Source organism: Type-F symbiont of Plautia stali (assembly GCF_059731105.1).
Map to the genome: position 1 here is coordinate 2,547,957 of NZ_AP035909.1, position 21,383 is coordinate 2,569,339.

The 21,383-nt window shown below is 48.7% G+C and carries 17 protein-coding genes and 1 pseudogene; 12 read left to right on the top strand and 6 right to left on the bottom strand.

The annotated features are described in order from the left end of the window. The 12 genes from hisD (at position 1) to AC6I7A_RS12160 (ending at position 10,616) form a co-directional block, all read left to right on the top strand. On the top strand, positions 1 to 1,305 hold the full coding sequence (gene hisD, locus AC6I7A_RS12105) for a histidinol dehydrogenase (protein WP_058956670.1): 1,305 nt from the start codon (positions 1 to 3) through the stop codon (positions 1,303 to 1,305). Continuing rightward, positions 1,302 to 2,378, top strand: a complete 1,077-nt coding sequence (hisC, locus tag AC6I7A_RS12110) for a histidinol-phosphate transaminase (RefSeq protein ID WP_058956671.1) — start codon at positions 1,302 to 1,304, stop codon at positions 2,376 to 2,378. The genes hisD and hisC overlap by 4 nt, the downstream gene beginning before the upstream one ends. Further along, complete coding sequence (gene hisB, locus AC6I7A_RS12115) at positions 2,375 to 3,442, top strand: bifunctional histidinol-phosphatase/imidazoleglycerol-phosphate dehydratase HisB (protein ID WP_009089312.1); 1,068 nt, start codon at positions 2,375 to 2,377, stop codon at positions 3,440 to 3,442. The genes hisC and hisB overlap by 4 nt, the downstream gene beginning before the upstream one ends. Next, positions 3,442 to 4,032 (top strand): imidazole glycerol phosphate synthase subunit HisH, encoded by a 591-nt coding sequence (gene hisH / locus AC6I7A_RS12120; protein WP_058956672.1) that lies wholly within the window; start codon positions 3,442 to 3,444, stop codon positions 4,030 to 4,032. The genes hisB and hisH overlap by 1 nt, the downstream gene beginning before the upstream one ends. Further along, entirely contained in the window at positions 4,032 to 4,769 is a 738-nt protein-coding gene (gene hisA / locus AC6I7A_RS12125) for a 1-(5-phosphoribosyl)-5-[(5-phosphoribosylamino)methylideneamino]imidazole-4-carboxamide isomerase (protein ID WP_009089309.1), read from the top strand. The genes hisH and hisA overlap by 1 nt, the downstream gene beginning before the upstream one ends. Continuing rightward, positions 4,751 to 5,527, top strand: coding sequence for an imidazole glycerol phosphate synthase subunit HisF (gene hisF / locus AC6I7A_RS12130; RefSeq protein ID WP_009089307.1), 777 nt, complete (start codon positions 4,751 to 4,753; stop codon positions 5,525 to 5,527). Before hisA ends, hisF begins: the two co-directional genes overlap by 19 nt. Then, entirely contained in the window at positions 5,521 to 6,132 is a 612-nt protein-coding gene (hisIE, locus tag AC6I7A_RS12135) for a bifunctional phosphoribosyl-AMP cyclohydrolase/phosphoribosyl-ATP diphosphatase HisIE (protein ID WP_009089305.1), read from the top strand. The genes hisF and hisIE overlap by 7 nt, the downstream gene beginning before the upstream one ends. Positions 6,133 to 6,245: 113 nt before the next feature. Beyond that, the gene (locus tag AC6I7A_RS12140; protein ID WP_058956673.1) at positions 6,246 to 7,562 is read left to right on the top strand and encodes a type II toxin-antitoxin system HipA family toxin; all 1,317 of its coding nucleotides are present in this window, start codon (positions 6,246 to 6,248) and stop codon (positions 7,560 to 7,562) included. Further along, positions 7,559 to 7,891: a helix-turn-helix domain-containing protein gene (locus AC6I7A_RS12145; protein WP_058956674.1), complete on the top strand. Its 333-nt coding sequence runs from the start codon at positions 7,559 to 7,561 to the stop codon at positions 7,889 to 7,891. Before AC6I7A_RS12140 ends, AC6I7A_RS12145 begins: the two co-directional genes overlap by 4 nt. Then, on the top strand, positions 7,878 to 8,354 hold the full coding sequence (locus AC6I7A_RS12150) for a YbaK/prolyl-tRNA synthetase associated domain-containing protein (protein ID WP_058956675.1): 477 nt from the start codon (positions 7,878 to 7,880) through the stop codon (positions 8,352 to 8,354). Before AC6I7A_RS12145 ends, AC6I7A_RS12150 begins: the two co-directional genes overlap by 14 nt. Before the next feature lie 66 nt (positions 8,355 to 8,420). Continuing rightward, positions 8,421 to 9,212, top strand: a complete 792-nt coding sequence (locus AC6I7A_RS12155) for an ABC transporter substrate-binding protein (protein ID WP_058956676.1) — start codon at positions 8,421 to 8,423, stop codon at positions 9,210 to 9,212. Between the two features lie 105 nt (positions 9,213 to 9,317). Continuing rightward, positions 9,318 to 10,616: a M14 family metallopeptidase gene (locus AC6I7A_RS12160; protein ID WP_058956677.1), complete on the top strand. Its 1,299-nt coding sequence runs from the start codon at positions 9,318 to 9,320 to the stop codon at positions 10,614 to 10,616. A gap of 35 nt (positions 10,617 to 10,651) precedes the next feature. On the opposite strand, the gene gnd is transcribed toward AC6I7A_RS12160, so the two are convergent. The 6 genes and pseudogenes from gnd to AC6I7A_RS12190 form a co-directional block, all read right to left on the bottom strand. After that, on the bottom strand, positions 10,652 to 12,061 hold the full coding sequence (gene gnd / locus AC6I7A_RS12165) for an NADP-dependent phosphogluconate dehydrogenase (protein ID WP_009089298.1): 1,410 nt from the start codon (positions 12,059 to 12,061) through the stop codon (positions 10,652 to 10,654). A 283-nt stretch (positions 12,062 to 12,344) separates the two neighbouring features. Beyond that, a complete protein-coding gene (locus AC6I7A_RS12170) occupies positions 12,345 to 13,157 on the bottom strand; it encodes a glycosyltransferase (RefSeq protein ID WP_072215462.1) in 813 nt (270 codons plus the stop codon). Between the two features lie 13 nt (positions 13,158 to 13,170). Next, a complete protein-coding gene (locus tag AC6I7A_RS12175; protein WP_064484499.1) occupies positions 13,171 to 14,091 on the bottom strand; it encodes a glycosyltransferase family 2 protein in 921 nt (306 codons plus the stop codon). A gap of 59 nt (positions 14,092 to 14,150) precedes the next feature. Next, the gene (locus AC6I7A_RS12180; RefSeq protein ID WP_498003684.1) at positions 14,151 to 19,160 is read right to left on the bottom strand and encodes a rhamnan synthesis F family protein; all 5,010 of its coding nucleotides are present in this window, start codon (positions 19,158 to 19,160) and stop codon (positions 14,151 to 14,153) included. Continuing rightward, positions 19,153 to 20,535 carry an ABC transporter ATP-binding protein gene (locus tag AC6I7A_RS12185; RefSeq protein WP_058956681.1) on the bottom strand — a complete coding sequence of 461 codons (1,383 nt, stop codon included), beginning with the start codon at positions 20,533 to 20,535 and terminating at the stop codon, positions 19,153 to 19,155. Before AC6I7A_RS12185 ends, AC6I7A_RS12180 begins: the two co-directional genes overlap by 8 nt. Then, positions 20,525 to 21,358: pseudogene (locus AC6I7A_RS12190) on the bottom strand (ABC transporter permease). The gene AC6I7A_RS12185 and the pseudogene AC6I7A_RS12190 overlap by 11 nt, the downstream one beginning before the upstream one ends. Positions 21,359 to 21,383: the final 25 nt, after the last annotated feature.

The following is a 21,383-nucleotide window of genomic DNA, read 5'->3' on the forward strand; positions in this document are numbered from 1 at the left end:
ATGGCCTTTTCTACCCCGATTGAATGGCAGCAGTGCACCCCGGAACAGCAGCAGGCGCTGCTGTTACGTCCTGCGATTGCCGCCTCTGACAACGTCACACAGACGGTGCGCGACGTCCTGGAGCAGGTAAAGTCTGGTGGTGATGAGGCGCTGCGCCAGTTCAGTGCCCGGTTCGACAAGGCGCAGGTTGACCATCTGCGCGTGACCCCGCAGCAAATCGCAGAAGCCAGCGCCCGTCTGAGTGACGCGCTGAAGCAGGCGATGGCTGTGGCGGTGAAGAATATCGAAACCTTCCACAATGCCCAGATCCTGCCGCCCGTGGATGTGGAAACACAGCCTGGCGTGCGCTGCCAGCAGATTACCCGTCCGGTGAAATCGGTCGGGCTCTATATCCCCGGCGGTTCCGCCCCGCTCTTCTCAACCGTGCTGATGCTGGCAACACCGGCACGCATCGCCGGATGCGGGCGCGTGGTGCTCTGTTCACCTCCGCCGATTGCCGATGAGATCCTTTATGCCGCGCAGCTGTGTGGTGTTGAAGAGGTCTTTCAGGTGGGCGGCGCGCAGGCTATCGCCGCCATTGCTTTCGGCACGGAAACAGTGCCGCGCGTGGACAAGATTTTTGGTCCGGGCAACGCATGGGTCACTGAGGCAAAACGTCAGGTGAGTCAGCGCCTGGATGGCGCAGCGATCGATATGCCGGCGGGTCCCTCTGAAGTGCTGGTGATCGCCGATGAGGGGGCGACGCCCGCGTTTGTCGCCTCTGATCTGCTTTCGCAGGCGGAGCACGGCCCCGATTCACAGGTGATTCTGCTGACGCCTTCCCTGAAGCTGGCTGAGGCAGTTGCGGAGGCGGTTGAACAGCAGCTGGCACAGCTTCCGCGTGCGGCCACCGCCCGTCAGGCGCTGGAGAGCAGTCGACTGATCGTGGCGCGTGACCTTGAAGAGTGCGTGGCGATTTCTAACCTCTACGGCCCGGAGCACCTGATTCTGCAGACGCGTCAGCCGCGCGAACTGGTGGACACCATCACCAGCGCCGGTTCCGTCTTCCTGGGCGACTGGTCGCCGGAGTCGGCGGGGGATTACGCGTCAGGCACTAACCACGTCCTGCCAACTTACGGTTACACCGCGACCTGTTCCAGCCTTGGACTGGCCGATTTTCAGAAACGCATGACGGTGCAGGAGCTGACGCCGCAGGGTTTCCTGAACCTGGCCGCGACGATTGAAACCCTGGCCGCCGCTGAGCAGCTGGATGCCCACAGGAATGCCGTCACCCTGCGCGTTGCCGCATTGAAGGAGCAAGCATGAGTCAGGATATTGAGCAGCTGGCGCGCGCCAATGTGCGCGCGCTGACCCCCTATATGTCGGCGCGTCGTCTGGGTGGTAACGGCGATGTCTGGCTTAACGCCAACGAGTTTCCGCTGCCGGTGCCGTTTGAGCTGTCGCAGCAGACGCTGAACCGCTATCCCGAGTGTCAGCCGAAAATCGTGATTGAGCGCTACGCCGCCTACGCAGGCTTAACCCCCGAGCAGGTGCTGGTGAGCCGCGGCGCGGATGAAGCCATTGAACTGATCATGCGCGCCTTCTGTGAGCCGGGTCAGGATGCGATTCTGTTCTGTCCACCGACCTATGGCATGTACAGCGTCAGCGCCGAAACCATCGGCATCGAATACCGCACCGCTCCCGCGCTGGACGGCTGGCAGCTGAACCTGCCCGCGATTGCAGAGCAGCTGGAAGGCGTTAAAGTCGTTTATCTCTGCAGCCCCAACAACCCGACCGGTAACCTGATCAATCAGGAGGATATCCGTCAGCTGCTGGCGATGACCGCCGGAAAAGCGCTGGTCGTGGCCGATGAGGCCTATATTGAGTTCTGCCCGCAGGCGACCCTGACCGGATGGCTTAAGGATTATCCGCATCTGGTGATCCTGCGTACGCTCTCGAAAGCCTTTGCGCTGGCAGGCCTGCGTTGTGGCTTTGCGCTGGCGAATAAGCCGGTGATCGACCTGCTGATGAAGGTCATTGCCCCCTACCCGCTGGCGACGCCCGTGGCCGACGTTGCGGGTCAGGCACTCAGCGAGCAGGGTATCGCCCTGATGCGTGAACATGTGGCGCAGCTGAATGCCAGCCGCGGCTGGCTGCTGGATGCACTGGCTCAGCTGAGCTGCGTGGAGCAGGTTTTCCCCAGTGAAACCAACTATGTGCTGGCGCGCTTTACCGATTCGCCTAAAGTCTTCAAAACCTTATGGGATCAGGGCATTATCCTGCGTGATCAAAACAAAAACCCAGGCCTGTCGGGATGCCTGCGCATCTCCATCGGCACGCGTGAAGAGTGCGAACGAGTGATCGCCGCGCTGCAAGCCTTTTCTGTGGAGCAAGCATGAGCCAGAAGACCCTTTTTATTGACCGCGATGGCACCCTCATCTCTGAGCCGCCTGAAGATTATCAGGTTGACCGACTGGATAAGCTGGCGTTTGAGCCAGACGTTATCCCGGCGCTGCTGGCGCTGCAGGCCGCCGGTTATCGGCTGGTGATGATCACCAATCAGGATGGTCTCGGCACCGCCAGTTTCCCGCAGGCGGACTTCGATGGACCGCACAATCTGATGATGCAGGTACTGACCTCACAGGGTATCGCGTTTGATGATGTGCTGATCTGCCCGCATATGCCGGACGATCACTGCGACTGCCGCAAGCCGAAAACCAGAATGGTGGAAGCCTGGCTGGCGGAGGGCGCGCTCGATACCGCCAACAGCTACGTCATCGGCGATCGCCTGACCGACGTTCAGCTGGCGGAGAATATGGGCATTCAGGCTATCCGCTATGGCGCTGATGGCCAGAGCTGGCAGACCATCCAGCAGCGTCTGACCCAGCGCGATCGCCATGCGCTGGTGCAGCGCAACACCAAAGAGACGCAGGTTCGGGTTGAACTGTGGCTGGACCGCGAAGGCGGCAGTAAGATCAATACCGGTGTGGGCTTCTTCGACCACATGCTGGATCAGATTGCGGTGCACGGCGGTTTTCGCATGCACATTGAAGTGAAAGGCGATCTCTACATTGACGATCACCACACGGTGGAAGATACCGGTCTGGCCCTGGGGGAAGCGCTGCTGAAAGCACTGGGCGACAAACGCGGTATTGGCCGTTTTGGCTTCGTGTTGCCGATGGACGAATGCCTGGCGCGCTGTGCACTCGATATCTCCGGCCGTCCGCACATCGAGTTCAAAGCCGAGTTCAACTACCAGCGTGTGGGTGACCTCAGCACCGAGATGGTCGAGCACTTCTTCAGCTCGCTCTCTTACGCCATGATGAGCACCCTGCATCTCAAAACCAAAGGCAAGAACGACCATCACCGTGTCGAGAGCCTGTTCAAAGCCTTTGGTCGTACGCTGCGCCAGGCGATTCGCGTAGAGGGTAATACCCTGCCGAGCTCGAAAGGAGTGCTGTGATGAACGTGGTGATCATGGATACCGGGTGCGCCAACCTCTCCTCAGTGAAATGGGCGATTGAACGTCTGGGCTACCGCCCGGAAGTCAGCCGCGATCCTGATGTGGTCCTGCGCGCTGACAAACTGTTTCTGCCGGGCGTCGGCACCGCGCAAGCGGCGATGACGCAGCTGGAAGAGCGTGACCTGATCGATCTGGTGAAAGCCTGTACCCAGCCGGTGCTGGGGATCTGTCTGGGGATGCAGCTGCTGGGACGCGGCAGCGATGAAAACGGCGGCGTGCCGACACTGGGCATTATTGATGAACCGGTTTCGTTAATGGACACGCAGGGTCTGCCGCTGCCGCACATGGGCTGGAACCAGATTACCGCGCAGGCGGGCAATCACCTGTTCCGTGGCATCGACGATGGCAGCTATTTCTACTTTGTTCACAGCTACGCCATGCCGGTCAATGCCTGCACCATCGCACAGTGTCACTACGGCGAAGCCTTCACCGCAGCGGTGCAGAAGGATAACTTCTTCGGCGTCCAGTTCCACCCGGAGCGTTCGGGCAAAGCGGGCGCACAGTTGCTGAAAAATTTCCTGGAGATGTAATGATTATCCCCGCGTTAGATTTAATCGACGGCAAAGTCGTTCGTCTGCATCAGGGCGATTATGGGCAGCAGCGCGATTACGGCAGTGACCCGCTGCCGCGTCTGCAGGATTACGTTCGTCAGGGCGCAACCGTTCTGCATCTGGTGGATTTGACCGGCGCGAAAGATCCGGCGAAGCGTCAGATCCCCCTGCTGAAAACCCTGCTGGAAGGGGTGGATGTGACGGTGCAGGTCGGTGGAGGCATCCGCAGCCGAGACGATGTGCACGCCCTGCTGGAAGCCGGTGCCAGTCGTGTGGTGGTGGGTTCCACCGCCATCAAACAGCCGGAAGAGGTCAAACGGTGGTTTGCCGAGTTTGGCGCTGAGGCGATCGTGCTGGCGCTGGATGTGCGTATCGACGCCAGTAACCGTAAAGAAGTGGCCATCAGCGGCTGGCAGGAAGCGGCCGGCGTGACGCTGGAAGAGGTGATTACCGATTTTCAGCAGGTGGGCCTGAAGCACGTGCTCTGCACGGATATCTCCCGTGACGGCACCCTCAGTGGCTCCAACGTCGCCCTCTATCAGGAAGTGACCGCACGCTTCCCGTCCGTCGCCTTCCAGTCCTCTGGCGGCATTGGCGAACTTAATGATATCGCCGCCCTGCGCGGCAGCGGTGTTCAGGGCGTCATTGTCGGTCGTGCGCTGCTGGAAGATAAATTCACTGTTTCGGAGGCGATCTCATGCTGGCAAAACGGATAATTCCCTGCCTTGATGTGCGTGACGGCCAGGTGGTCAAAGGCGTACAGTTTCGTAATCACGAGATCATCGGTGACATCGTGCCGCTGGCCCAGCGCTACGCCGCCGAAGGGGCCGACGAACTGGTGTTCTACGACATCACCGCCTCCTCCGATGGCCGGGTCGTAGACAAGAGCTGGGTGTCGCGGGTAGCGGAAGTCATTGATATTCCGTTCTGCGTAGCGGGCGGTATCAAAACCCCCGAAGACGCGGCGCGTATCCTGGAATTTGGTGCGGATAAGATTTCGATCAACTCACCGGCGCTGGCTGACCCGACGCTGATTACCCGCCTCGCGGATCGTTTCGGCGTGCAGTGTATTGTGGTCGGCATCGACACCTGGTTCGATGAGAGCAGCGGCAAATATCAGGTTAATCAGTACACCGGTGACGAAGCGCGCACCCGCGTGACCCAGTGGGAAACGCTGGAGTGGGTGCAGGAAGTGCAGAAGCTGGGCGCGGGTGAAATCGTGCTGAACATGATGAATCAGGATGGCGTGCGTAATGGCTATGACCTGGTGCAGCTGAAGAAAATGCGTGATGTCTGCAAGGTGCCGCTGATCGCCTCTGGCGGCGCAGGTACGATGCAGCACTTCCTGGAAGCCTTTACCGAAGCCAATGTTGATGGGGCGCTGGCCGCCTCGGTATTCCATAAGCAGATTATTAATATCGGTGAGCTGAAGAGCTTCCTGATCGACAACGGAGTGGAGATTCGCGCGTGCTAACCGAACAACAACAGGCTCAGCTCGACTGGGACAAAACAGAAGGCATGATGCCGGTCATCGTCCAGCACAATGTCTCAGGCGAAGTCCTGATGCATGGCTACATGAATCCGGCGGCACTGGAAAAAACGCTGGCTGAAGGCAACGTCACCTTTTTCTCCCGTACCAAAAACCGTTTGTGGACCAAAGGTGAAACCTCCGGCAACTTTCTGCAGGTGGTCAGCATTACGCCAGACTGCGACAACGACACGCTGCTGATCCTGGCCAATCCGATTGGCCCGACCTGCCATCTGGGCACCAGCAGCTGCTTCTCCCCCGCGGCACCGGAGTGGACCTTCCTTTACCAGCTGGAGCAGCTGCTCGCTTCGCGCAAAACAGCCGATCCGGAGAGCTCTTACACCGCCCGTCTCTACGCCAGCGGCACCAAGCGTATCGCGCAGAAAGTGGGTGAAGAAGGGGTGGAAACCGCGCTGGCGGCAACCGTCAACGACCGGCATGAGCTCACCAATGAAGCCTCAGACCTGGTCTATCATCTGATGGTGCTGTTGCAGGATCAGGATCTCGACTTCAGCACGGTGATCAATAACCTGCGCGACCGCCATCAGTAAATGTGCAACATACTGCTCAGAATACCGTTTTTATGCGGATTCTGAGCAGGATTCTTCTCAAAAATTAAATTAAACGCTATTGTTGAGCATAATATTGCTCAACAGGTGTTGCCATGCTTACACTCCAGCTATTTATAAAGGGCCGCTGGTATGATGCCGCCCAACTCAATATTCAGCATCCTCTTCGGGGCCGTGAAAGCGCCGCCTTACTTGCGTACGACTTTGACTTCGCTGTTGAGTATCTTGATCGTAATGATTACGCCAGCTGCAGTCTGAATTATCCGGTTATGCTCATTGGCAGTTATGCCGCACGTCCGTGGTTTACCTTCCTTGATGACATCATGCCTGCCGGTGCCAGCCGACGTTACTGGGTTCAGCAACTGGGATTGCAGGGAAAATCTGCGGCTGAACAGGATTACTGGCTGTTGAAGTCAGGCACGATTGCGCCAGTGGGAAACCTGCGTATTAAAGAGTCAGTCCCGGCATTGCCCGCTCAGAGTCAGTTACGCGATCGACGCTTCCCGTCTGATTGGGTTATCGAGCGTGACGCTGATTTTCTGGCGTACGCACAGCAAATGGGGGCGGCCAGCGGCGGAGCGACCGGGGCCGGCGGCGAAGCACCCAAACTTTTATTACGCTGTACGCCGCAGGATGAGGTGTGGATAGATACCTGGCAGGATGACGTACACAATCAGGATGCCCATTATCTGGTGAAGTATCCGCGCGGTAGCCGCAGCGCAATCGACTGCGACATACTTCGCGCCGAATACCACTACTATCATGAACTTGCGGCAATGGGTTTTGATACGATTCCTTGTGAGCACATGAAGTTGCGCGAAGGTAGCCGCTATCCCTCTTTATGGTTACCTCGCTTTGATGTGAGTTACATTGAAGGCGAAAAAGTGATGTATGGCCTGGAGTCTGTTTATTCGATACTGCAAAAGCCGCCAGGCAGCTACCTCAATCATTTCGAGGTGATCCGCACGCTGATTAAACGACTTAATCCTGAAAGGGCCGCGCAGGAGGCATTCATCATTGAGTGGGTAAAACGCGACATGCTGAATATTGCGTTTGGCAATTCTGATAATCATGGTCGTAACAGCGCGATTCTGAAAAAAAGTACCGGTATGTGGCTGGCACCCATCTATGATTTTGCCCCGATGAAAGCCGATCCTGAAGGCGTGGTACGAACGACGCAATGGGGGTCACCTTTTGAAGAGGGAGGTTATTATCAATGGCAGCAGATTGCTGAGGCTTTAGATGATCTGGTCCCATCTGACAGATTACTGGCCGAACTGGCCGCGCTGGCTCGCCAGCTTACCGGATTGAAAGAGCGCCTGATGCAGCGAGGCGTGCCGGAATCGATACTGACTCTGCCCGCAATGGGATTTGATTATCTGGATCAGCGTATTGAAGGCTGGCAACTATGAAAAAAACGCTGTCACCTTTTGAACGCGAAGCGATGTTGCTGAACCTTGTTCAGGAATTTCTTGAAGAGAAACTGTCACAGGGTGAGCTTCTGATGAAGCTTCGCAAAAACGTGCTGGGATTCTCTCAGGAACGTTACGCCGCGCTGGCAGGGATCAGTCGCCGGACACTGTCAGATATTGAGCAGGACAGGGAGAATACCACGCTGGCTACCCTCAACCGGGCGCTTAAGCCGCTGGGTCTGAAAACCGGCATCGTGCCGCGTCAATCGCATATGCTAAAGACACTGATGCTGAACCTGGCCACAGGAGAAGACCATGACCACCCATGAAAAGTTAATCGCCCTTCTCGACCAGCATCAGGCGCGCTATCGCCTGATGGAGCATGAGGCGACCGGTAAATGTGAAGCCGTCGCGGCAATACGCGGCACCGAAATCGGTCAGGGCGCGAAAGCGCTGGTCTGTCATGTCAAAGGCAACGGCGTTAAACAGCATGTGCTGGCCGTGTTACCCGCCGATCGGCAGGCCGATCTGAATAAGGTTGCCGACGCGGTGGGCGGACGACGCGCGTCACTGGCCAGTCCGGCAGAAACCGACCAACTGACCGGCTGCGTATTCGGGGCGATACCGCCGTTCAGCTTTCATCCCGACCTCCGACTGATTGTGGACCCCGCGCTGTTTGAACGTTATCCGGAGATCGCATTTAACGCCGGTCTGCTGGAGCGCTCAGTGATCCTGAACACCGAAGACTACCGGGCGCTGTGCAAGGCTGACGTGATAGAGATAACGCAATAATTGCCATCCCGGCAGCCCGGCGATACTCTGCATAATCACTCATCACGACAGAATAAGAGCAAAATCATGAACATTTTCACTCAACGCCTGCGTCAGACGCTGGCTCTCACCCTTCTGGCAGGCTGTGCATTTGGCGCGCAGGCAAAAATTGAACAGGTGCGTTTCGCGGTCGACCCGACCTATCCGCCATTTGAATCGAAAACGCCCCAGGGCAAGCTGGTCGGCTTTGACATTGATCTGGGCAACGCACTCTGCAAACAGATGCAGGCGAAATGCGTCTGGGTCGAAAGCCAGTTTGACGGCATGATCCCCGCGCTGAAAGCACGTAAGTTTGATGCCATCCTGTCAGATATGGGCATTACGGAAGAGCGCCTGAAGCAGATTGACTTCACCGTCCCGCTCTACGACACCCATACGCAACTGATTGCCCGTAAAGGCGCAGGCATCCTGCCCACCGTCGAATCTCTGAAAGGAAAAACGGTTGGCGTGGAACAGGGAACGGTTCAGGAGCGCTATGCCCTGGCGAAATGGCAGCCTCATGGTGTGACCGTCGTCCCTTATGGCGATCAGGCACAGGTAGAAAGCGATCTGGTTTCAGGCAGGCTGGACGCGGTCTTTACCGATGCGGCACAGGCGGCTATCGGGTTCCTGAAACAGCCACAGGGCAAAGAGTTTGAGCTGGCCGGCCCGATTATTCAGGATCCGATCATCGGCCCCGGCACGGCGATTGGCCTGCGTAAAGGCGACAGTGAGCTGAAAACCGCGCTGGATAACGCCTTTGCCGACATCAAAAAGAACGGCACCTTTGATGAGATTCAGAAGCGCTACTTCGCCACGGATATCTCTATTCAGCAGTAGTGTCGCGGGCCCCATTTTCGTCCTCACCGCGATCCGGCACTATACTCTAACCTTTTCGGGACGGCGCGCTGTCGTCCTTTGCCGATTAAAGGACATTAACACGGTATGCATCAACAACATCATCCACTGTTAAGCGCCTCTTTAGGCACCCAGCGTGAAATCATCAGCTTTCACTTTGCTCAGGAGCATGAGCGTCAGGTCTATATCCAGGCGGCATTACACGGCGATGAACTGCCGGGGATGGCGGTAGCGTGGTTCCTGAAGCAGCGGCTGCAGGCGCTGGAATCCGCCGGGCAACTCAAAGCCGCCTTTACGCTGGTGCCGGTTGCCAATCCTCTGGCACTGGGCCAGCACTGGCACGGTACTCACCTCGGACGTTTTCATACCCTCTCCGGTCAGGATTTTAATCGCCGTTTCCCCTCACTGGGCACCACCCTGGCGGCCGGGCTGGCTGAGAGCCTGACCCAGAGTGAATCGCAGAACAGAAGCCTGATCCGCGAGGCGATCGATCGCCATTACCGCGATACCGTCCCTAAGACCGAACTGGATGCACAGCGCTACACGCTGATGCGAATGGCCAGCCAGGCCGATCTGATGATTGACCTGCACTGCGACTGGGAAGCCGTACCGCATCTCTACACCACCCCGCATGCGTGGCCGGATATTGAGCCGCTGGCACGCTGGCTGGGCAGTGAAGTGCAGTTGCTGGCGCAAATCTCCGGCGGCGAACCCTTTGATGAAGCCTGCTGCGAACCCTGGCTGACGCTGGCGGAGCGGTTTGGCAAAGCGTATCCGATGCCACGCGGGCTGCTGCCGGCGACGCTGGAGTTGAGAGGCGTTCGTGATGTCTCGCCTGAGCAGGCGGAAAAGGATGCGGATGCCATTATTTCAGCGTTGCAGGAGGGGGGCTATATCGGCTACAGCGAACCTTCGATTTCGGTGGAAGTGGCCGCACCCGTTATTGGCGGTGATGAGCTGGTCCCGGCGAGCGCAGGCGGAGATGATGTGGTGGCCATCAATGACGGCCCCATCGGTTTAACCGTACCCGATGCGGCTGAAGCGCCGGGAGAAGCAGGCGTGATCAAAGAACGCCATAGTGAGGGTTCCGCGGCCTCCTCCCCAGCCCTGAAAAACCCGCCGACACCTCTGGCTGGCTGTGAATATATTCACTCGCCGGTGTCAGGATTGATTCTGCATCGTAAACCGCTGGGCGCAGAGATTCGTCCGGGAGAAGTGGTGGCTGAGATTGTCGATCCACTGACGGACCACATCACCCCGCTGGTGGCGGAGCATGGCGGTATTCTGTATGCACGGCACTGGGTGAGGTTTGCCACGGCAGGTATGCTGGTGGTGAGGCTGGCGGGAGAGAAAGAGATTCGCAGCGGGGATTTGCTGGTGGGATAAAAAAAGGGCTTCCCGAAGGAAGCCCTTTTTAGTGATTAATCTAACCACTCGGTGTGGAACACACCGTCTTTATCAATGCGCTTGTAAGTATGGGCACCGAAGTAGTCACGCTGCGCCTGAATCAGGTTAGCAGGCAGGACTTCTGAACGATAGCTGTCGTAGTAAGCAATCGCTGCCGAGAAGGTCGGCGTCGGGATACCGTTCTGGATGGCGTAAGAAACGACATCACGCAGCGCCTGCTGATACTGATCCGCGATATCTTTGAAGTAAGGCGCCAGCAGCAGGTTAGCAATACCCGCATCTGCTTCATAAGCATCAGTGATCTTCTGCAGGAACTGGGCACGGATGATGCAGCCGGCACGGAAAATCTTCGCGATTTCGCCGTAGTGCAGATCCCAGTTGTTCTCTTCTGATGCCGCACGCAGCTGTGAGAAGCCCTGCGCATAAGAGACGATTTTACCCAGGTAAAGAGCACGACGAACTTTCTCGATAAACTCAGCTTTGTCGCCGGTGAAGGCCTGCGCCTGTGGACCGCTCAGGACTTTAGACGCCGCGACACGCTGGGTTTTCAGCGAAGAAAGATAACGCGCGAAGACAGATTCGGTGATCAGGGACAGAGGTTCGCCCAGATCCAGCGAGCTCTGGCTGGTCCACTTACCGGTGCCTTTGTTCGCTGCTTCATCCAGAATCACATCAACCAGATATTTACCGTCTTCATCTTTCTTGGTAAAGATATCTTTGGTGATGTCGATCAGGTAGCTGCTCAGCTCGCCGTTGTTCCAGTCGGTGAAGGTTTCAGCCAGCTCTTCATTGCTAAGACCCAGCGCACCTTTCAGCAGTGCGTAAGCTTCAGCAATCAGCTGCATGTCGCCATATTCGATGCCGTTGTGAACCATCTTCACATAGTGACCCGCGCCATTAGGACCGATGTAAGCCACACAGGCTTCACCATCTTCGGCACGTGCTGCGATCTTATCCAGGATTGGCGCAACCAGCTCATACGCTTCTTTCTGGCCACCAGGCATAATAGATGGGCCTTTCAGTGCGCCCTCTTCCCCACCGGAAACACCGGTACCGATGAAGTTGAAGCCCTGGTCAGACAGCTCTTTGTTACGACGGATAGTGTCTTTGTAGAAGGTGTTACCACCATCAATCAGAATGTCGCCTTTATCCAGGTGTGGAGTCAGAGAGGCGATAGTCTTATCGGTCGCTTCACCCGCCTGAACCATCAGCAGGATACGACGAGGTTTTTCCAGCGATTCGACAAACTCTTCAACGGTGTAAAAAGGAGCAAGTTTCTTGCCCGGGTTCTCAGCGATGACTTCATCAGTCTTTTCGCGTGAACGGTTGAAGATTGAAACAGTGTAACCGCGGCTCTCAATGTTAAGAGCCAGGTTGCGGCCCATCACTGCCATACCTACAACGCCGATCTGTTGCTTGGACATTACATACTCCTGTCTGAAAGTCACTAACTGTGCCGTATAGGCCTAGCGAAAATAACACTTCAATATAACTCAGATAGATAAAATTCGGTAGATTTGATTAATCTGAAACGTTATATAACATTAATTAATAGAGTTCATTCGCACAATATGTGCATTGACATTTTAACATCAAACGCCAGAAGCACTAAATAACAAGCAAAGTAGCCTGGTCCGTATATAAAAAAACCAAAGCTGTAAACCGACCTTTCAAAAGAGAAAGTATCAGTCTGTTACAAGCCGGAAATTATTTATTTCCATTAAGAGATGAAAGACAACGACTATTTAATTTATCTCTCTCTTCATCCTTAAACCAGCCCCACTTATTGAAGTATCGCACTGCCGAAGAAATATGATAAAAAAGAAATTTAACATCTTTATAAGAGCGACGCTGAGATTCATGAACCACTGTTGAGTACGGACAGTAAAGGACAGGATAGCCAGAAGCACAAACTCTCCGGCTAAAATCGACATCTTCTAAATACAGAAAGAATCTCTCGTCAAAATTCCTGACGCTCTCTAGTGCAAATTGACTGACGAGAATGAAGCATCCAGAGAGCGAGGGTGCAAAGAAAACTTTTTCGTAATCAGCTTCACGAAGTTCATATTTAATATTTATACGTTCAGCCAATGCGGGCCAAAAACGACGAAGAAATAGTTGATGTGGTTCAGGAAGGAGTTTACATCCATGCTGTAAACTTCCATCGGGATAAATAACTTTAGGGATTGCAAGACCACTTTTTTGCTGAATACTAAATTCGTAAAGATTATCTACCTGACCTGGAGTAAAAGAAATATCAGGATTGCAGATCAAGAAAAAATCAGAACTTTTCCAGAAATGTTTAAAAGTGGCATTATGGCCACTGCCAAATCCTCTGTTCACGGGCAACTTTATAATATTGACTTTAGGGTGAGCAAACTTATTTAACCATTCACAATGAGATCCGTTGTCGACTATACATATTTTATCGACACTCTTTTCTGAAATGAGTGAACTTAGGGTTTTCTCTATATCAGAGTAAGTATGCTTGTAGAGAACTAACGAGGCAATTATTTTCACTAAAACACCAATTTTACATACGATTCATTAATGTGTGAACAAAAGTAGTCAGTGTCCCTATCAGTTGTTGATGATAAACACCTGATTCTTTTAAGCTTAATACTCTTTTGAATAAAGACCTTTGTCGAATTGCACGAAATAGATGAAGTGTCTTTTTTGCTTCAAATGTCAGATGCGGATGGATCCTTTCAAGCATAGAAATGTTTGTATCATTCCAGATTTGCCTTCTGCCCTGAGACGCAAGTTTGTAGTTTCTGAAACGTTGCTTTAATCCCATGCTATTGCCAATAACATTTGCTGTGTGCTGGCGATAAAAAACAGACGGGGAACTATCGTAGAACACTTGCCCACCGCATGCAGTAACAACTAAATACAGGCTCCAGTCATGAATTACAACCGGACCGCTAAGTGAAAGTTTAAGTAATTCACGGGCAGCATGGTTAAACACCATTGTATTACCACTGGCAATATTTTGAATTAGCGCATTTTTGAAGTCGGGCTTTTTTTTAAAATCCGGTGAGAAACCAATAAATTTATTATTCTGATCAATAAGCTCTGTTCGACTACAAAAAAAAGCTGGGATCTCATAGGGGACAGTATCAAGCCATTCAACAGCTCTCGCAAGCTTTGATTTTGCCCAAATATCGTCTTGATCTGAGAAAGCGTAATACTCAGAATGTATCGCTTCATTCATGATTAAAGATTTAAAATTTTCATTAAATCCTTTTCCAGGGCCGGTTAAAAGCTTTCCTGCACCTTTATTTTTATTGAGGAAATCAGTTACATAATCAATAGTTAAATCAGTGGAATTATCATCTGAAATCCATAGGAACCAATCTTCAAAACTTTGTTCTTGTATTGAATTCAGCTGCTGCTTAATAAAATCCTCGCCATTATATGAACCCATTATAATAGCAACTCTTGAAGTATTCATTTATTTCACCAACATGATATGGATGCCCTAAGGCATCCATATCAGATATTAACGTGCTTTTAACTCACCAAACCACGACCGCAATAATCATCATCAAGAACCAATTGTTGCAATACGCTATTTTGCTTGTCTTTTCCGGAATCTACGAACCCAGTATATAATTTGTCCGCCACATAAAGCGATGGAGTAAACAGAGGGTAAAAGTCAGACTTGATTTCAATTGCAGCTGCAACAAAGTCCATAATACCTCTCTGCAGCTCATTACGAATTGGTTGAGTAGCTAACTCTTCGTCGCGTAAAGGTTTAAATACTTTTTCAAGCTCACCATTTTCAGAAAGAACATATTTGGCAATTTGAGCATCATTGGCACTTAATAACTGCTCAAGAGCAAAGCTTTTACTGAAAATTCTGGAATCTGCAAAATTTTCCAAAGAGTTGCTAACAAAGCACCCCTCAGCAAGAGCCTGAGGATTTAAATCATTACGAATCAGATTAGATGTCGCCATATAGAAACCGTTAACTGGCTTATCTAACAGTTGTATCAAAGATTTCTGAATCGTTCCTGAATAGCCGACGTCGACAATTGCCACATCTTGTTTGTGAGTGATCCCAGTACTTTCAAGATAATGGCTCATTGCTTTATTCTCATTACTCGCGCACTCCATAATTTCGGGTAGCAAGTACTGAAGAACAGGTTCAATGTTTGAAATATCTTTATTCCTGACTTCAACTTTTCTTGAATTATTCCATAATCCTTTATCAAAGATCTCTTGCCACTTTTCGTTATTTAGCTCGAGACCATATCGCTCAAAAAGGAATGTCGCTAATTCATTCGGATAAAAATCAATTGCTGCAATCTCTTTAACATGTTCGAAGTTCTTAATTTTAGGAACGTTTACTGAGCGGCGTGAAAGTTGCAGGTACGATGAACCTGGAATTGGTTTTTCATATGTGGCATTCCACTTGTCGAATACTTCTTTAATTATTTTACCTTCCCTTGCAAGGAAGAATAAATGCTGAGTTTTGGTATCATTAGACTTATTATAAAGCCAGTCACAGAATGAAACCAATAAAGGTCCGACTAAGTTATAACCGAGTTGATATGGTCTTTCACTGTAAAGCCTCAAATCATCTGGCTCAATCGAAGCAACCTTATTGAGATTTTTCTGGATAATCAAACCTAGCGTGATTTCATTATTCAAATCATTAGAAATCGATAGATCTCCGATAAGAGGCTTATAATCAGTCAAAGATTTCGCAATATCATTGGCTCTTAATAAATGAAGACATCTGGTTTTAAAGAAATCAGCAGGCAACTGGAGATCAGATCTCTCATTGTCGCCAATCATAACCAGATTTTCACCTTTGATGCCTTCATTATCGAAAACGTATTCGTAAAGTTTACCTGTATCTTTTCTGTAACCTATATCTGAAGACAAATAGAGCTCATCCCAACAACTTATATCGAACTTATTAAGCATATCGACAATCGTACTTTTGCTTAAGAACATATCGCTTACTAATACGACTTTCTTACCTGCATTTTTAGCACGTAACATGAGCTCTTTAGCATCAGGCCTGAGATAAACAGAAGAGTATTCTACTTTAGATTCTAAATCAGCAATCTGTTTACATCTCTCTTCTGAATATCCCGTTAATGTCCCAAAAACTTTGTATATGTTATATATATCTACGTCTTTGCCAGCATTGTTCCTTGCCTGAGCTTCAGCATTGGCGCGATGCTTTATAAATGCTTCTTTTTCGTGCTCTTCCAGATATTGAACAACAATTTTTTTAGTATGATCAGGATTTAATAGTGGTCGTGTTAAAATGGTGTCAAAAATATCAAATGCAACCAGATGAGTATCATGATCGTTAAAGAGATATTGATACATATCAAATGTACGACCAAAATACTGCTGATCAAATCTAAATGTTGACCATGATGGTGACTGTTTATCTTTAATAATTAAAGAATCATAATTTAGTGCGGTTGGAACTATACCAAGAAGGCGCTCGATAGCATGCGCAACAGTACCGTCATTCTGAGCTAGCTCTTCAGGGAAATCTTCCCACTTAAGATTTAAATCAAAAAGCGGTCGCATAGCACTCATGCGCGCCCAAAACATTGAACCTGCGGGAAAGTTAAAATATGCTTCAGGCATTTCGATGCCCATCATGTTACATAGGCGATGACCATCTGCTTTGTTAGCAAGCCATGTAAATGCCGCATAAGGTACTTGCACAAACGCCTGAGGATAGACAATACCTAACGCTGGATTAGTTTCAAACTGGTGGAATATACGTTCAACATTTTCTCTGGAACCGAGAAGTGCATTAAACAAGTATTCACGCCATCCTAACGTTGCACCCGCATTATAGAGCGATTTTTTACTCTGAATGTGCCCCACATAATCGTAAACTTTTAGCCGACTACCGAAGTGAGCAAACATAGGTCCAATATCCCGACCTCTGTTAGGCACGATCTCGACAACAAGTTTCCTGATATTAGAAAGTTTTTCTAGTTCACTTTTACAGATTGTCAGACCTTCCTGGGTAGTGACTGAAACAAAAACATCCAGTTCAAAGGGAACCTGCGATATATGATGAGAAAATTCAGAAATTAAATCATGATAAAATATATGGCAATGCAACGCCACATTTTGTGGCTTGGCAGAGAGCGTCGCAGGTAATGAGTTAATATCAACTAACAACTGTTGAGTATTAGAATCAATATTAGAGAAACTGCCGTTTCTCTTTTGATACTCAGGATGATTTACAAACCATGTTGGTCTGACTTTGAACGCAATCTCTAATAACTGTCGACGATACTGAACAGGTGCTTGATAATAAAGTCCTTTCAGCTTATTACGCAAGTTGCTTTTTAAAGGTTGTAATGCGATTTGATGTTGTCCGCGTAATAATCTCATGGAAAATCTAAGGGGCTTAGTAATCTTCCAGGAGTTAGTAGAAATCAGCCTATTAACTTCAGCATTCAGCTCATTAATTTTAAGAATATTATTATGATTTTGTTTTTCCAGCTGCAACAATCTGCTTTTATCTGAGGACGCAGAATTTATGTTGTTATTAACATCCTGGTGTAGTTTGCTATTCTCTTGCTCCAATCTTTCGAGCATCTCTTTTTGCTCAAGGATACTTTTATGGAGAAGTTCGTTAGTTTCTGACAACTCTGCATTTTGTTGTTCAAAAGCCTGCACGATAGCCTTTAAAGAGGCTACATTTTCGTCGTGAATGTCAGTTAAAGAGGCGATTTTTTTGTCGTAAACCTCTGACAGTTCAACACGTTCCTTGTTAATTGAATCTTTCACTATAGTCTCGTATTCTGTGATTTTTGATTGAAGCGCTGAGTTTCTTACAGCGTAATCAATCAAAGAAACTCTGGTTTTAAGTACCGCCTTAGAAAAGGCATTTCTGATATTAGCTACATCACCAATTTGCGTTTGTTCCATAAAAACAAACTCGCGTTCCCAGTATGATTCTACATCTCCATGCTCAATGTTTAACGTTGAAGATAAAAGAATATCTTCAAGTAACTGCTGCAAATTCAGGTTCTCTCCATCGATCGAGTTTGATACAGATGTTACTCGTAATAATGAATGCAGAACACCCCTGAATACTATATAGCCTAATGAAATGCTCTCCTGAGCTATCCATTCAAGATCGATAAACTTTACATTATTCTTGCCATCAACCAGGATATTGAATGGCATTGCATCGTTGTACTTTCCAGGCAACAAAGTATCTTTATCAATGCTGGTTTCAATATTTTCTTCGCGAACAATAACCCTGATCCAGGCATCAAGCCAGGCCTGGATATCAGTTTTTTTCCAGCCAGGCTTATTTAATATATCAATTAAATTCAGCCATAAGCTTTCACCTGGGAAGAAAGGTGTTCTTTCGACACTTTCATGGAAAAAATTATGATTTTCATCAGGCTTGACGAAATTTTTATTCGCGCTCGACGTAAGCACTTCCAGGCCGTTAGAGCCGTTTTCAATTATAATTAGATTTTTATTATATTCTGGTAAACGACCGTCTGAATAATGATGCAGTAGGGTATTGTCTTCATAGCTAAATTGATTTGGTGAAGCGACAAATAAAAATGAATTTGATAAATCAGCACTAAGTTCATTTCTCCATACAGACTTTAAAGCCTGCTCAATAGAGAATACAGGTTCAGCGATTCCCTGAATATCTTTATGTGCACTTTCAACAGCTATCTGGCTTAACTGTTTAGAATACTTCTTCCAGCCCAGAGGAGTTACAACATCGGTTGGTAATTTATAATCAGGCAGTGGAAGGTATTCTTCGACATGGTTGAAACCAGCATCACTGACCAGGGATTTTAACTCTTCACGTCCAAAAGTCACAACGCCATTACGTTCATAACTGTTGTTAATGCCATACATCTGCTGCCCAACATGGTCTTCGAAAGCACCGGCAAAATATTTGATACCCACTTTGTTTTCAATGGCAACAAATAATTTTCCATCATCATCTAATTTTGAGCGGCAGCTATCAAGTAAAATGGCCTGACCATTTTCACCTAGAAACATCCTTGCGTATTCCAGGACGCCGATCAGCAGAACGTAATCAAATTTCCCCAGGTCAGGAAGCTTATCGCTTGATGAACAGATAACTTCTACGTTGTTCAAATCTTCACATCTTGCTCTTGCAATCGACGCCCTGCGAAAACTACCTTCAACAGAAACTACTTCAGCGCCAGCTTCACCTAAAAAACGCGTAATGGCGCCACAACCGCAGCCAATCTCAAGAACGCGTTTATTTTTAAATTTGGCTTCAAATGGCCGCAGTAGATTGGCTCTGCGTGAAGTAAGATGATAGGTTGAAGGCCAATCGATCATCTTACTTGCCAGTTCAGTTGAACGGCAGCTTTTATCTTCCGCATTTTTGATGACATTAAGAAGGTAGAGCTCAGCTTCATCACCATCGTTATAAGCAAATTCACCAATCTCTTTTGCATGCCAGACTTTATCTTCATTTTGAACAAAATCTGAATTTGAAAGTATTTGCAATAAGCTATTCATGGTCAATCTCGATTTTAGCGCTTAGGTCTGCAAACCCCGTAAAAGTTTTTACTGGTGCTACAGAAATGTGAATGGAGTCATAACGGCGATCATGTGGTATGACTTCCCCGTTGGTATCACTGCTAGCAACCCCCAGAGACAGGAAGTAGTCACCTTCGTATAATATATTCGGGAAATCAATCTTAATAGTAGCGGCATCACCGACCTTGCCTTCCGTTAAAGGCGTTATCTCCTGCCATTCACTATTGGTATTATAAATAGTAACGCCTTCTTTAGTTTTTATTGCAAAACCAAAAATTGGCCTCACAACAAGTTCATTGAAGACCACTTTAATCATTAATTTTATATTTTCATTATGTTCAAAAGAAGATGGATAAGCGGTATTACTTTGCTCCAAATAAAAATCGACAATTTCTGCCGCCTTATCACCCCATCTGAACTCGTTAGGGTTATAATTCATCCTACTTTCAAAAACGCCATCCAGTAATGAGTTTTTCAAGTCATTCATTTCTTTAGAAGGATGTTCGATTCTGTCTAATCGTTCCTTTTCACCAACAGCTGCATCTTTTATCTGTTTTGCGACCGCCTCTCTTTGATTATCTTTGCCTTTTTTGCCAAAGAGTACATCGAGATACTGATTAACAACTATTTTTGGTTTGCCGGAGGCTTTTAATTCACCGCCGTCAAGCAGAACGGCAAGGTCACAATGCGTAACAATCTGTTCTGTGGCGTGTGAGACGAAGAGTATCGAGGTTCCATTTTCTTTCAAACGTTTGAGGCGGCTGAAACACTTGGCTTGAAACTTTGCATCTCCAACAGCTAATGCCTCATCAACAATCAAAATTTCAGGATCGATTTGAGCTTGCACTGAAAAAGCTAATCTGACCAACATCCCACTTGAATAAGAACGTACAGGAGAATCGATAAAGCGACCTATGTCAGCAAATCCTAAGATGTCATCCAGTTTGCTGTCGGTTTCTTCTTTTGTTAATCCCAGAAGAGAAGCATTTAAATAGATATTTTCTCTACCAGTAAAGTCACTGTTAAATCCTGCACCTAATTCCAGTAGCGCAGCCACTCGTCCTTTCACATTCACATGGCCAGTTGAAGGAGTGAGAGTTCCTGCGATAATCTGAAGCAATGTTGACTTACCAGATCCATTTCGACCGACTATACCCATCGTCTGACCTTTAGGTAACTCAAAAGAAATATCTTTGAGAGCCCAAAAATCTTCGTGGTAGGTTCGTCCTACCCTGCCGAATGCTCTATCAATACGAGGAACAATAAATTGTTTTAAACGGTGCACCGGGTTTTCATAAACCTGATAACACTTGCCCACGCCATGAATTTCAATTGCATTATCTTTAGAGGACATCAGCAAAGCCTTTTCGCGTTTTTTGGAACCAGACAAAGCATAACCACATTATTACTATCGAAATGACAGAATAAATTGCTAAACCGTAAAAGTCGGGCATTTTGCCCCAAATTAAAACATCACGAGATTGCTCGATGATAAATGTTAACGGATTTAACATTATTAAAGATTGAAATTCTTTTGGTAGCGCGCTGATAGGGTAAAATATTGGTGATAAAAACATTAATATAGTAACTATAATTGAAATTGTCTGGCCAACATCCCTCAGGCAAACGCCTAGCGATGATAAAAACCAGGATAACCCTAACGTAAAAATAACTAATGGAAAAAGAACCAGCGGCATAAGAATAACTGTCCAATGCAGATATCCATTAAATATAGCAAAAGCAACCAACAATACAATTATGCTAATAAAGGTATGAAACAGAACACTTAGTAAATTACTGATTGATAATATTTCTAAAGGAAAAACCACTTTCTTTACATAGTTTGCATTGCCTATTATTAACGATGGCGCCCTGCTTAATGCCTCTGCGAACAATGTATGTACCAGAAGACCAGCAAACAAAATTACCGCAAAATCACTTTTAGATTAACTTAATGTTCCAGTACCCCAGCGCGCTTTGAATACTACCGAAAATACGAATGTGTATACTGAAAGCATTAATATCGGGTTAATAAATGTCCAGAGAATACCCATAACGGAACCACGGTATCTACCAGTAACCTCTCTCTTTGTCATCTGGTAAATAAGATTACGGTTCATAAAGCAACTTTTTATTATTGTTATAAGCGAACTAGGTTTACTTGAATGAGGATCCATTTGTTTTCTCTTCAAAATAATGTGT

Bases quoted from the DNA above. Each gene is read 5' to 3' on its own strand.
- hisH (WP_058956672.1), top strand. From the start codon at position 3,442: ATGAACGTGGTGATCATGGATACCGGGTGCGCCAACCTCTCCTCAGTG.
- AC6I7A_RS12155 (WP_058956676.1), top strand. From the start codon at position 8,421: ATGAACATTTTCACTCAACGCCTGCGTCAGACGCTGGCTCTCACCCTT.
- AC6I7A_RS12150 (WP_058956675.1), top strand. From the start codon at position 7,878: ATGACCACCCATGAAAAGTTAATCGCCCTTCTCGACCAGCATCAGGCG.
- hisB (WP_009089312.1), top strand. From the start codon at position 2,375: ATGAGCCAGAAGACCCTTTTTATTGACCGCGATGGCACCCTCATCTCT.
- AC6I7A_RS12140 (WP_058956673.1), top strand. From the start codon at position 6,246: ATGCTTACACTCCAGCTATTTATAAAGGGCCGCTGGTATGATGCCGCC.
- hisF (WP_009089307.1), top strand. From the start codon at position 4,751: ATGCTGGCAAAACGGATAATTCCCTGCCTTGATGTGCGTGACGGCCAG.
- AC6I7A_RS12160 (WP_058956677.1), top strand. From the start codon at position 9,318: ATGCATCAACAACATCATCCACTGTTAAGCGCCTCTTTAGGCACCCAG.
- AC6I7A_RS12185 (WP_058956681.1), bottom strand. From the start codon at position 20,535: ATGTCCTCTAAAGATAATGCAATTGAAATTCATGGCGTGGGCAAGTGT.
- AC6I7A_RS12175 (WP_064484499.1), bottom strand. From the start codon at position 14,091: ATGAATACTTCAAGAGTTGCTATTATAATGGGTTCATATAATGGCGAG.
- gnd (WP_009089298.1), bottom strand. From the start codon at position 12,061: ATGTCCAAGCAACAGATCGGCGTTGTAGGTATGGCAGTGATGGGCCGC.
- AC6I7A_RS12180 (WP_498003684.1), bottom strand. From the start codon at position 19,160: ATGAATAGCTTATTGCAAATACTTTCAAATTCAGATTTTGTTCAAAAT.
- hisD (WP_058956670.1), top strand. From the start codon at position 1: ATGGCCTTTTCTACCCCGATTGAATGGCAGCAGTGCACCCCGGAACAG.
- hisC (WP_058956671.1), top strand. From the start codon at position 1,302: ATGAGTCAGGATATTGAGCAGCTGGCGCGCGCCAATGTGCGCGCGCTG.
- hisA (WP_009089309.1), top strand. From the start codon at position 4,032: ATGATTATCCCCGCGTTAGATTTAATCGACGGCAAAGTCGTTCGTCTG.
- AC6I7A_RS12145 (WP_058956674.1), top strand. From the start codon at position 7,559: ATGAAAAAAACGCTGTCACCTTTTGAACGCGAAGCGATGTTGCTGAAC.